We start from the raw sequence: 12,345 nt of genomic DNA, 5'->3' as shown, positions 1-12,345 counted from the left end.
GTTCTAGCATTTGCCCTATTTACAATAAACTTAGCGCTATTACAGCTCGTTTAACGCCTTGAAGGAAGACTTATGGCTGATATACGGATTACCGGCAGAATGGTTAACTTTAGCAGGATAACCTTCGATACCAATGATCATGATGTGATCCGCCAGCAATTATCAAATATATTAAATGAAGGTTCCTATAATGGAACTTTAGTGATTATTGACAGTACAGTTGAGCAAGAATTAATTGCATTAATTCAACTTCTGGTGAGCTTAGGTCTACAGCCTATGGCGGTAATTGACGGTATTTTAGGAGATGAAGCTCGCGCTATTCAATTCCCTGTTTTACCGGCAGATCAACCATTACAGCGTATTAAAGCCACAACCGAACAAGTGGCGATTGTAGAAAAACCTGCTACCGCTCCTGCCTCGTCTTCAGCAGAAACAAAAAAACCACTAAACAAGATAGCGGTTGCTCATATTACCTCTTATCATGATGAAATTTTGCGAACGGGCCAATCCCTCGTACAAGATAACGGCGATATTATTTTAAAAGCTGGGATGAATAGTGGTTCTGAAGTGATTGCATCAGGAAATATACATATTTATGGCACAGTTCGTGGTAGAGTCATTGCTGGTGCGGGCGGGCACGCAGCTGCACGCATTTTTTGCCAATCTTTAGAGGCTGAGCTCGTTTCCATTGCCGGAACGTATTGTGTCGCAGATGATATCCCTAAACATGTGGTAAAAAAGCCAGTACATATTTATTTAAATGAAAAGCAAGAGCTTGAATTTGAAGCGATTGAACTTTAGTTTATTAAGCAAATCACCAAAAAACAGCCCTTTTAAGGGTGTATGACCATAATAGGAGTGGATTCGGTGGCCAAAATTGTTGTCGTAACATCAGGCAAAGGTGGTGTAGGTAAAACTACAACGAGCGCATCTTTTGCAACAGGTTTAGCCCTTCGTGGTCATAAAACTGTTGTGATTGATTTTGATGTAGGCTTACGTAACCTTGATTTGATTATGGGTTGTGAGCGTCGTGTTGTTTATGATTTTGTCAATGTTATTAACAATGAAGCACGTCTGCAGCAAGCCCTTATTCGCGATAAAGATATCGAAAACCTTTATATTTTACCGGCTTCACAAACACGTGATAAAGATGCGTTGAGCGACGAAGGTGTTGCTCGTGTTATTGATGAGCTATCTCAAGAATTTGATTACGTTATTTGTGACTCACCTGCTGGTATTGAGCGTGGTGCGATTTTAGCCATGTATCATGCAGATGAAGCAATCATTGTAACAAACCCTGAAATCTCTTCAGTACGTGACTCTGACCGCATTATTGGTATGTTAGATAGCAAAACCAAAAAAGTTGAACAAAACGAAGGACGTATACGTAAACATTTATGTATTACTCGTTTTAACCCTGAACGTGCAGACCGTCAGGAAATGCTAACAATTGATGATATTTCTAAAGATATTTTACGCGTACCGACATTAGGTGTTATTCCAGAGTGTCCAAGTGTATTGCAAGCATCAAACGAGGGTAAGCCAGTAATTCTATATTCAGAAACTAAAGCTGGTCAGGGTTATGATGATTTGGTTGCACGCTTTCTTGGCGAAGACCGTCCTTATCGACACATCACAGCTCAACCTAAAGGCTGGTTAGCACGACTATTTGGAGCATAGTTATGGCAGGATTCTGGAGTAAATTATTTAGCAGTGACGAGAAGCCATCAAGTGCTCAAACTGCTAAAGATCGTTTAAAAGTTATTGTTGCTTCTGAACAAGGTTTAGGCCGTCGTTTAAGCCAAGACAAGATTGATCAGATGAAAAAAGAAATCATGCAAGTGGTCAGTCGTTATGTAAGTGGTGTAGGTGAACAGCATATCCAAATGCAGGTTCGCTCTGAAGCAAATATCGAAATGTTAGAAATGAATATCAATTTACCTGAAGAACGATAATTCTATTTCTGACTATTCAATAAAACAGAATCAAGGCAAAATAACGCAAGTTATTTTGCCTTTTTTAAAACTGAGGAGATTGTCATGGCATTATCACAGCCAGCAACTTTCAATGAAGAATGGTCCGATGAGCGTGTTTTTGCCTACCTCAACCAACTTCCGCCAACGGGTGTGAACGCAGATTTTCATGTGCTCTACCATGCATTCAAACATATGCGTCCAACAGACTATGAACGTCTTTTGACTCAATTTATTGCGGACGGACGCGATATTAATGCCAAAGACCCTGAAGGCCAACGCATCCATGATGTGATTGCCAAATTTCCGCGTCAATCGGCACCCTTTTTAGAGGTTCTAGCAAAGTTTGCTTAAAAATAAAAAGCCTCTTCAAGAGGCTTTTTTCTTATCTAAATTTATCGATTGCCAATCAGGAAAATACCAAACACAGTGAAAATACCACCTGAAATACCATCAATCCATTTTGAAAAATTACGATAAGCTGATCTAAAACTCGGTAACGAAAAAATAAAAGTCACAAAGCAGAACCATAAAATCGTTTCAACGGTAACAATAATAAAGAGTAGCCAATGAACCTGATCAAGTTGAGGATTGGCTAAAAATAAAGAGAAAACACTACCAAAATAAATAACAGCTTTAGGATTTGATAAATTCGTTATAAGACCCTTCATAAAAAATAAGTAAGATGCTTTTGGTAGCTCTACAGCAACATTATCCTCTTGCTGATTTTTTGAAAATGCTGAACGTAACATCTGATAGCCCAGCCAGCATAGGTATAAGCCACCTGCAATCAGCAAACCTTGCTTTAACCATGCCATTTTTTCAAAAATAAGATTTAATCCCATCAATGCTAAACACGCCCAGAACATAACGCCTGCTGTTATACCAGCAACCACGAGCATGGCTTCTTTACGTGATCTGCTAATCGCTGTTTGAGATACTAGAAAAAAATCAGGGCCAGGAGTAATCAGCGCACAAAAATGAATAAAAGCTAGAGTAATGAGAGCCAAGAACATGTTTTCTCCTAATCTGTTTCATTGTTATTTATTTAGGAAAAATACATTAGCATTTTTTACTATACGATAAAACATCTAAGCTATTTAAAGGGAGTATTCATTTTATTTCACTCATAAAAAAGCCTCCGAAGAGGCTTTTTAGCTATTTCATATTAAACCAATATATCTCGCTTACCATTCGGTCCCATTGCGCTCACAATGCCGTTCTCTTCCATTTGGTCGATGATACGGGCAGCACGGTTATAGCCAAGGCTAAATTTACGCTGTAACGATGAGGTAGAAGCCTTACGTGTTTCTAAGACAAATGAAACACATTGATCATATAAAGCATCACGGTCAGAACCACCGTCACCCTCTTCGAAACCACGTGAAGTCGATTCTTCGTCAAATGGTGTCAAGATTTCATCAACATAATCCGGTTCACCACGTTCACGCCATGCATCACAAATACGGTTTACTTCATCATCACTAATGAAGGCACCATGCACACGCTCAGGTTCGATTTTACCAGGCCCCAAGAACAACATATCACCATGACCGAGCAGATCTTCTGCACCACCAGCATCCAAAATAGTACGCGAGTCAATTTTACTGTTTACACGCAATGCTACACGCGTTGGAATATTGGCTTTAATCAAACCCGTGATCACATCAACAGACGGACGTTGAGTTGCAAGTAATAGATGAATTCCCGCAGCACGAGATTTTTGCGCTAAACGTGTAATCATTTCCTCTGCTTTTTTACCGACCTGCATAATCATGTCGGCAAACTCATCTGCCACAATCACAATAGATGGTAACGGTGTTAAACGAGGCGCGCGCTCTTGTGTCGCAGAGTCACTTGGTTTCCAAGTTGGATCAATGAGATCTTCCCCATTCGCAATTGCTTCTTCAACTTTACGGTTGTAGTCGCTTAATTTACGAATTTTCAAGAATGACATCAGTTTATAGCGACGTTCCATTTCATTCACACACCAGTTCAACGCGCTTACTGCATCTTTCATGTCAGTAACAACTGGAGTTAATAAATGCGGAATATCATTATAGTTTGCAAGTTCAAGCTGTTTTGGATCGATTAAAATCAAACGTAACTGATCAGGTGTGTATTTGAGCAACATCGATAAAATCATCGAGTTTACCGCAACCGATTTACCCGAACCTGTCGTACCAGCAACCAACATATGTGGCGCTTTTGCTAAATCAGTTAATACCGGATTACCTGAAATATCTTTACCCATTGCCATACTGATTAATGCGCTTGGGTCTCGATATGTTGGCGTTTCTAATAGTTCAATCAAACGCACCATTTCACGGGCACTGTTTGGAACCTCAATACCAATATATGGTTTACCCGGAATAACCTCTACCACACGTACAGAAGCCATCGACATTGAGCGCGCTAAGTCACGCGAGATATTCGTTACTTTAGATGCTTTAACACCTGGTGCCAAATCTAACTCAAAACGGGTTACTACTGGCCCCGGTTGAGCTTCAACCACTTGAGCTTTAACATTAAATTCTTGTAACTTAATTTCAAGCAATTCAGATAAGCGCGAAAGCTGCTCTTCAGTAAAGTTAACTTTCTTATTCGGATCAACCTTATCAAGCAGCTCAAGGCCAGGTAATGTTGGTAAATCTAAACGCTTCTTAGCAACTTGCATTGAACGAGACATTGGTCGGCCTGATGCATCTGTTAATGGCGCATCTAAATCGAAATCGTCTTCATCAATATCAGGATTGTCCTGTGGTTTCCCAGCAGTTTCTTGCCAAGCTTCAATAAACTCTTCTTTTGAAAGCTTATCAGCTTGAATTGTCGTTTGAATAGGCGCTTTTACAAAAGCTGAAGATTGAGCGTAACTACTTGCTCTTAAAGGTTGAGCTGGAGCAACATCCTCATCTATTAATAAATCATCAAAATCTTCAAAGACTTGTTCATTTGCTAAATTTTTAGGTGCTTGATTTACATTCGATAAAGGTGAAGAAGTTTCTTTCGCAATATTTACCGATTGTGAAATAGGTTCTGCAACTACATGCTGTTCTTGAACAAATGGCGTATGCACATCTGTTGCAGTTTTGCTGTTTGGAACCGCAGCAAGCAATTCATCAAAAATCTCATCATCATTCCAATCAAGGCTATGTAAGTCTTGTTCAGGTGTAGGTTGAGTTTGAGAAATAGTTTGCTGGAATTGCTCATGGGCAGGAACTTGTTCTGTTGAGTCATCAGCTGCTCTTAAAAGCGCATCAATTTCTTGCTTATGGCTCGCATCATCACGTTGTAAAGCACGCCATACCTCACCAGTAGCCACTAAACGTTGAGTATCTTTTTCAAGCTTATGAGCTTGCTCAAGCGTATGCTCAAAGTTTTGAGTATTTGTAACTGGTGTATCTGCTACAGGTTCAGGTCGGCTCTGCTCTTTCGCTAGCACATCTGCAAACAGACGCTCAGCAATGGCATCATGTCGTGTTGCTGCAGGTTGTGATTGAGTGCTTTCAGATTGGACTGAAGCTACTTTCTCACTTGAAGCATTTTTCTCTGCATTTTGTGCAACTTTAACTGCCGCTGCTTTGTTAGCAGGCTGAGTTGTTAAATCATAATCCGATTCGTTCGGTGATACATTTTTATAAAACAAATCTTGTAAATAACTTGGTGTCGCTTTGAGCGTAACCCATGTTTTGCTCCATTGCACCCCAAATGCAAGAGTAAACAAGACCACTCCGAAAACCAGTAAAAATAAAGTCGCGCCGTAAATTGTCAGCAATTGAGATAGGCTCTGACCTAACTCATAACCAATAATTCCCCCAGCCGCATTATCTAAAGTATCTGCCGGTAGATTCCAATGTAAATAAAGCAGACTAGACACAACCAGAATTAAAAAGAATTGTGCAGCATAACGAAATGGGCGGTTTAAAAAACTACGTGGCCACCACACCTGAATTGCTTCAATAAAAAGGAAAATTGGAATAAGCAAACTTGCCCATCCTAAAAAACCAAACAGCAAATCTGCAATCCATGCACCAGCAATACCACTTGCATTGGATACTTGCTGAGTATCACTGGAAATATGCATCCAGCCCGGGTCAAATGGTGTATATGTTACTGTGGCCAGAAACATATAAATGCCAAAAGAAACCAAGAATAATGTCATCAATAAGCGCTGTGCATAAACACTCGACACCGCAGTCATATACTGTCCTGTAACCCATTTAATTATTGGTTTAGAGATGTGAAGAACTACATTTAGATCTTCAACGAATGAACTTTATATTATGCACCTGTTCTTACAAAAAAGGTGCATGATTCTTTACAGTTGTTGTTAACATGAGGCACTTCTATATTGTTATATAACTTAATTCGATTGACCTGATCAATATTATCCACATTGATTTCACGCTATTGATCGTCAAATTCACGTATAATTTTCAAAATTCTCGAAATAAATAAGGATACCCTCAATGAGTGTTCGTCATTCTCGGTTAATTATTCTCGGTTCTGGTCCTGCGGGCTATAGTGCAGCTGTCTATGCAGCGCGTGCAAACCTTAAACCTACTTTAATTGCAGGTTTACAACTAGGTGGGCAGCTTACAACAACAACCGAAGTTGACAACTGGCCGGGCGATCCTGAAGGTTTAACAGGTCCTGCATTAATGGATCGTATGCAAGCACATGCTGAACGCTTTGGTACAGAACTCGTCTATGACCATATTAACGAAGTGGACTTAAATGTACGTCCTTTTGTTCTTAAAGGTGACATGGAAGAGTACACATGTGATGCTTTGATTATTGCAACTGGTGCTACAGCTCAGTACCTTGGCCTAGAGTCTGAACAGAAATTTATGGGCCAAGGCGTAAGTGCCTGTGCAACATGTGACGGTTTCTTCTACAAAAATCAAAAAGTAATGGTTGTAGGTGGTGGTAACACTGCTGTTGAAGAAGCGCTTTATTTATCAAATATTGCTGCACATGTAACGCTAGTACACCGCCGTGATAGCTTACGTTCTGAAAAGATTTTGCAAGATCATTTATTTGCCAAAGAAAAAGAAGGCAAAATCAGCATTATCTGGAATCATGAAGTTGAAGAAGTATTGGGTGACAATACTGGTGTAACAAGTGTTCGCCTAAAATCAACTCAAGATGAAACTAAGCAAGACGTAGAAGTTCATGGTCTATTCGTTGCGATTGGTCACAAACCGAACACTGCAATGTTTGATGGTCAATTAAACTTACGTGATGGCTATATTCAAGTACAAAGCGGCACTTCAGGTAATGCAACAGCGACTTCTGTAGCTGGTGTTTTTGCTGCTGGTGACGTAGCTGACAGTATTTATCGTCAAGCCATTACTTCTGCTGGGTCAGGTTGTATGGCTGCACTTGATGCTGAAAAATATTTAGATAATCTCGGTTAATTCAATTAACACAAAAGACATTCAATGCACTATTGAATGTCTTTTTTAATAGTGTTTTATTTCATCAAATTTTCAAAATGATCCAAATGCGTAAAACGTCCTGACCTCGACTGATATTGGTCAATCTGAGGAACTAACCGTTGAAAGTGCTCAGACTGAACATGTCGATCTAATGCGGCTCGATCTACCCATTCTTCAATAAAAACAAAATGTCCTAAATTTTTTATATCATGATATAAATCGTACGCAATACATCCTTCTTCACATCTCGTTTTTTCAACGAGTTCTTGGTAAAGCGGTAAAACAAAATCAATTTTTTTAATATCAATAAAATCTTCTGCAATAAGTTTTAGCATTACGCAAACCTTTCCATTCGTTCATTCATGCTAAAGATGAACAATAAAAATTGTCAATGAAGCTCAGTTACGTTAATTTTGAATTATTCCATTTCATTTTATTTTCTATGCAAAAACTTCCACTCTCTCAATTCATTTTCCCTGACCCTATTGAAGCAGATCCGGATGGTCATGGTCTCATTTGTATTGGTGCTGATCTCTCCCCTTCTACTCTCTATGAAGCGTACACCCATGGACTATTTCCTTGGTTCAATGAAGATGAGCCCATTTGTTGGTGGAGCCCTGAACCGCGTTGTGTCATTTACCCTCAAAATTACAAGCCGAGCAAGTCACTACTTAGAAACATGAAAAAATATGACTATGCGATTACGGTTAATCACGCCTTTGAACAAGTTATTCGTTCATGTTCTCTACCAAGAACTTATGCAGATGAAACATGGATTAGCGAAGATATTATTCAGGGCTACTGCGAGATGTTTAATGCGGGCTATGGATATAGTGTGGAAGTTTGGGAACAAGACAAACTTGTGGGAGGTTTATACGGCATTACCATTGGCAAAGGTTGCTTTGGCGAATCAATGTTTAGTAATGAAACCGATGTTTCAAAAATGGCTTTTTACACATTAATGCTGATTGGACAAGAAAATCAACTTCCTTGGGTAGACTGTCAACTCGTCAACAGTCACCTAATTAGTCTGGGAGCTTGTACACTTTCTCGTCAAGACTACTTAAAATCGTTACAAGATGTAATTATTCACCCTTCTATCAATTGGAAAAAGTATCAAGAAGGTGTATTTTCAAGTAAAACAATAGCATTAGATGCAAAATTAATGGAATGATAACAGGAGGGACCAATCATGAAATCATATCACCCGAAGTCCCTTTTAAATGATTTGCAGTATTATATTACTCCACCTCATGATTGCAGCTATTTAGAAAATAAATCGGCGCGCATGGTATTTTTAGACCCTATTCATCGAATTGATGTGGTCACTCTTTCAGAACTTTCTCGTTTAGGATTTCGTCGTAGCGGTGACTTCGTTTATCGCCCTGAATGCCATTTATGTAGACAATGTTTGTCTTGTCGTGTTCCAGTTGCCGATTTCCAAATGAATGGCATGCAAAAAAAAGCATGGAAACGAAATCAAGATCTGACCATGACTGTTTTGCCTACTCAGCAAGCAGCACAAATTCATTATGATTTATATGAACGCTATATTAATGAACGCCACGCCGATGGTGATATGTTTCCGCCTAGCTTAGATCAGTTTGAAAAGTTTTTAGTACATAGTTGTACAGATAGCTTTTTTCTTGAGCTTTGGAAAGATAACCGCTTAATCAGCGTATCTACCTGCGATCTCATGGATGATGGGTTATCTGCGGTCTATACTTTCTTCGACCCAGATGAGCATCGTAGATCACTTGGTGTGTACTCTATTCTTAACCAAATCGAATATGTTAAATCACTTGGTTTAGAATATCTTTATTTAGGCTACTGGGTGCCACACTCAGCCAAAATGAATTATAAATCGCAATATACCCCTTTAGAACTTTTACTAGATGGACAATGGCGCCGTTTAAACAGATCCTTATCACCAGAAGAAATTCAACAGTTAGGTACGTCGCTTATGACAACATTACCTTCTGAATGGAATAATTTAATTATTAAATAATTTTGATCTTGCCTTCTTATGAAAAGCAATTAGATCAAAATTTAGAATAAAGATGCAAAATCATCAGTACAGGTTTTTACCATAATAACCGCATGTTCCCGCCCACCTTCTGGAGTAGGATAATAATTGCGACGAAGATCGATTTGGTGAAAACCTGCTTTTTCATATAAACCAATAGCGGCTTTATTACTTTCACGAACTTCTAAAAATATTTGTACTGGCTGATTTTTTAACTGATCTATTGATGCATTTAATAATTCATATCCTAAGCCCTGACCTTGCATCTTAGGATCAACTGCCATGAGCAATAAATTTGCTTCATCTAACACTGGCTGTAAAATACAGAATCCAACCACTCTATTTTGTGATTCAATGACTGTACATTGATAAGAATTCAAAGATTCTACAAATTGCTGTCTTGACCATGGATGTGTTTGCACTGATTTTTCGATTTGTACAACAATATCAACATCAGTGTTTTGCATAATACGAATCATGGGTTCCAGCACAATCAAAGTTCTAAAGTAATGCGTATTATAAAAACTTCACAAGAAAAAACGAGTAAAAAAAAGGACAATTAAATTGTCCTTTTTTACTATTCTTTTTAGAGGCCTAATTTTTCACGCCAAGTTGCCAGCAATGCTGTAGTGTCAGAATCATTTGGATGAAATTTTGGTCTTAAGAAATCAAGTAACTCTGGAATTTGACGTGTCATAAAACCTTTACGACCATACATAAACTTAAGCATGTACTTCGTATCTTTCCATGTTAATTTACCATCAGTTTTTAATAACTTAGCAGTAAAATGTGTCTGAGTTGCAAAAATTAATGCCATTGCAATGATTAAAGCTGTTGAACGCATAAAATAAGCTTTCGGCCCTTTTCCATACATGCTTGTATATACATCAAATGCCACAGCTTTATGCTCATTTTCTTCTACAGCATGCCACATCCACAAATGATACATCGTGTCGTCTTGGAACATGGCCTGAATTTCAGGATTCTGTAAAAGTTCAGCTGCAATCGTAGAAGTGAAATGCTCTAAAGCACACGTTCCAGTTAAATCAATCATTTCTTTGGTATAACCAAAAGGTTTCATTAATTTAGTGACAACAGCAGTACCCATTTTAATCACTGTACCTGTCTGCTTTTCCATATGACGAACATCATATCCATAAGCCTGTGCTGAGGCATTAAAGGCAAGATGTTCTTTAGAATGCATCGCTTCCTGACCAATAAAAGCGCTAATCTCTTTTTGAAGATCAGAATCGGCAAGTTTCGGATCATTTCGAACAGCACGTGTACTATTCACAAAGAACTGCTCGCCTTCTGGAAAAAGGGCCGATAATGCTGTCATAAAATGAGTTAATCCTGCATCATAATTCGCCCAATAGCGTGGGACCTGAGTAAATTCAAAGTCCATACGACGCACAGGAAAACTAGCACCAGCACGATTAGAAATATTTACCTTAGCATTCATCTCAGACTCCTTTTAAGTGAATAGCTAATTCACATATAACTTTATTTATTTTCTTAATATTTATAATCATACGTCTTTCAATGGGCCAAATAAGTGCAGATGAGGACAGAGAAATATCAGATGAGGTCATTAATACCCCTATAAAGGTGCATTTTTGTACTTAAAAAGAAAAAAGGGCTACTAATGAGCCCTTTTAAACCAACAGAGATTTAAATTACAAACCTAATTTTGCTTTCCATGTTTTCAACAGACCTACTGTATCCAAATGATTTGGATGGAAACCAGGCTTAAAGTAAGCTAGCATTTCTTTAGCCATGCCAGTAATGATACCTTTCGATGGGCTATATGCGTATTTATAAATCACAGATAGCTCATCCAGATTTAATTTTTTATCTTGTTTTAATAAACGAAGTACAAAAGAAGACTGAATCAAGAAAATTAAAGTCATCGCAAATACTAGAGAACTCGTACGTAATGCGTAAGCTTTTACACCTTTACCAAATACACCTTCATAGACGTCAAAAGCTACGGCTTTATGCTCATTTTCTTCGATAGCATGCCAATACCACATGGTTGACATGGTTTCGTCTGTCATCAACTCTTGAATATGCGTATTGACTAATAACTGTGAAGCAATCGTAGCGGTAAAATGTTCGAGTGCTGTTGTAGCTGTTAGGTCAACCATGTCTTTGGTCATACCGAAAGGTTTGACAATTTTTACAAAAGTTTTAATTGCTGTTTGAATCGCTGTGTCAGTAAACTTCTCTAATGCTTCCACATCGTGGCCAAACTTTTGAGCAGAGGCATTAAAATTTACATGCTCTTGAGTATGCATTGCTTCTTGCCCAATAAAAGCACTAATCTCTTTCTGAAGCGTTTCATCATCTTTAATAGAAGGGTGATAACGTACTGCACGTACACTATCTATAAAGAATTTCTCACCAGCCGGAAACAAAGCTGACAGTGCTGTCATAAAGTGGGTTAGTCCAGCAGAACCATTCATCCAATATTCTGGTACATCATTAAAGTCAAAATTCATACGACGTACAGGAAAGCTCGCCCCTGCACGATTAGTAATATTCACTTTAGCATTCATACCCAAAGCTCCTTATAAGTAACCCAAGTTACTCAAACTTTATTGTTCGTTTTCTTGATTCTTATCATACAAATTTAATAAAAAGGATTAAGGGGAAATAAGGACATTGAAATATCAGTTAAGGCCAGCTTTTATAGGGATTGTTAGACAATTAAATATAAAAAAAGCGCTCTAAAAAGAGCGCTTTTTTTCACTGAAAGTGATTATGCAGTTACTTTCGCAACAACACCAGCACCTACAGTACGACCACCTTCACGAATCGCAAAACGCAGACCAGGGTCCATTGCGATCGGGTGGATTAATTCTACTGACATTTCAACGTTGTCACCTGGCATAACCATTTCAAC

13 protein-coding genes and 1 pseudogene are annotated in these 12,345 nt (G+C 38.5%); 7 read left to right on the top strand and 7 right to left on the bottom strand.

What is annotated here, in order from left to right; translation table 11 throughout:
• Positions 1-72: 72 nt before the first annotated feature.
• The 4 genes from minC to KTH84_RS07785 all read left to right on the top strand — a co-directional run bounded on the left by minC (position 73) and on the right by KTH84_RS07785 (position 2,327).
• On the top strand, positions 73-801 hold the full coding sequence (gene minC / locus KTH84_RS07800; RefSeq protein ID WP_042897747.1) for a septum site-determining protein MinC: 729 nt from the start codon (positions 73-75) through the stop codon (positions 799-801).
• A 66-nt stretch (positions 802-867) separates the two neighbouring features.
• A complete protein-coding gene (gene minD, locus KTH84_RS07795; protein ID WP_004641647.1) occupies positions 868-1,680 on the top strand; it encodes a septum site-determining protein MinD in 813 nt (270 codons plus the stop codon).
• A 2-nt stretch (positions 1,681-1,682) separates the two neighbouring features.
• Positions 1,683-1,955, top strand: a complete 273-nt coding sequence (gene minE, locus KTH84_RS07790) for a cell division topological specificity factor MinE (RefSeq protein WP_003653273.1) — start codon at positions 1,683-1,685, stop codon at positions 1,953-1,955.
• 84 nt (positions 1,956-2,039) lie between these two features.
• Positions 2,040-2,327, top strand: coding sequence for a PA4642 family protein (locus KTH84_RS07785; RefSeq protein WP_005048600.1), 288 nt, complete (start codon positions 2,040-2,042; stop codon positions 2,325-2,327).
• Positions 2,328-2,368: 41 nt separating this feature from the next.
• Here the strand turns inward: KTH84_RS07785 and rhtC are convergent, their stop codons facing one another.
• Positions 2,369-2,989 carry a threonine export protein RhtC gene (gene rhtC / locus KTH84_RS07780; RefSeq protein ID WP_262472790.1) on the bottom strand — a complete coding sequence of 207 codons (621 nt, stop codon included), beginning with the start codon at positions 2,987-2,989 and terminating at the stop codon, positions 2,369-2,371.
• 152 nt (positions 2,990-3,141) lie between these two features.
• Positions 3,142-6,174 carry a DNA translocase FtsK gene (locus tag KTH84_RS07775; RefSeq protein WP_262472789.1) on the bottom strand — a complete coding sequence of 1,011 codons (3,033 nt, stop codon included), beginning with the start codon at positions 6,172-6,174 and terminating at the stop codon, positions 3,142-3,144.
• Between the two features lie 268 nt (positions 6,175-6,442).
• Between KTH84_RS07775 and trxB the strand changes: the two genes are divergently transcribed.
• Positions 6,443-7,393: a thioredoxin-disulfide reductase gene (gene trxB / locus KTH84_RS07770; RefSeq protein ID WP_042897741.1), complete on the top strand. Its 951-nt coding sequence runs from the start codon at positions 6,443-6,445 to the stop codon at positions 7,391-7,393.
• 56 nt (positions 7,394-7,449) lie between these two features.
• Here the strand turns inward: trxB and KTH84_RS07765 are convergent, their stop codons facing one another.
• Positions 7,450-7,749, bottom strand: coding sequence for a putative quinol monooxygenase (locus KTH84_RS07765; protein ID WP_133975043.1), 300 nt, complete (start codon positions 7,747-7,749; stop codon positions 7,450-7,452).
• Between the two features lie 107 nt (positions 7,750-7,856).
• On the opposite strand from KTH84_RS07765, the gene aat reads away from it, so the two are divergent.
• Together aat and KTH84_RS07755 are read left to right on the top strand one after the other, a co-directional pair.
• A complete protein-coding gene (gene aat / locus KTH84_RS07760) occupies positions 7,857-8,588 on the top strand; it encodes a leucyl/phenylalanyl-tRNA--protein transferase (protein ID WP_042897771.1) in 732 nt (243 codons plus the stop codon).
• An 18-nt stretch (positions 8,589-8,606) separates the two neighbouring features.
• Entirely contained in the window at positions 8,607-9,422 is an 816-nt protein-coding gene (locus KTH84_RS07755; RefSeq protein WP_003653280.1) for an arginyltransferase, read from the top strand.
• A 41-nt stretch (positions 9,423-9,463) separates the two neighbouring features.
• Here the strand turns inward: KTH84_RS07755 and rimI are convergent, their stop codons facing one another.
• From rimI to KTH84_RS07735, 4 genes and pseudogenes are all read right to left on the bottom strand, one after another.
• Positions 9,464-9,919, bottom strand: coding sequence for a ribosomal protein S18-alanine N-acetyltransferase (gene rimI, locus KTH84_RS07750; protein ID WP_003653281.1), 456 nt, complete (start codon positions 9,917-9,919; stop codon positions 9,464-9,466).
• A 107-nt stretch (positions 9,920-10,026) separates the two neighbouring features.
• The gene (locus tag KTH84_RS07745; RefSeq protein ID WP_042897737.1) at positions 10,027-10,902 is read right to left on the bottom strand and encodes a metal-dependent hydrolase; all 876 of its coding nucleotides are present in this window, start codon (positions 10,900-10,902) and stop codon (positions 10,027-10,029) included.
• Positions 10,903-11,116: 214 nt separating this feature from the next.
• Positions 11,117-11,998 carry a metal-dependent hydrolase gene (locus KTH84_RS07740; RefSeq protein WP_202743894.1) on the bottom strand — a complete coding sequence of 294 codons (882 nt, stop codon included), beginning with the start codon at positions 11,996-11,998 and terminating at the stop codon, positions 11,117-11,119.
• Positions 11,999-12,201: 203 nt separating this feature from the next.
• A pseudogene (locus KTH84_RS07735) lies at positions 12,202-12,345 on the bottom strand (elongation factor Tu); the annotation flags it as partial.

The organism is Acinetobacter sp. WU_MDCI_Abxb74, assembly GCF_025513915.1.
GTDB classification, from domain to species: Bacteria; Pseudomonadota; Gammaproteobacteria; order Pseudomonadales; family Moraxellaceae; genus Acinetobacter; species Acinetobacter calcoaceticus_C.
The sequence above is the reverse complement of the archived record's forward strand: the minus strand, read 5'-3'. Positions and strand labels throughout refer to the sequence as shown.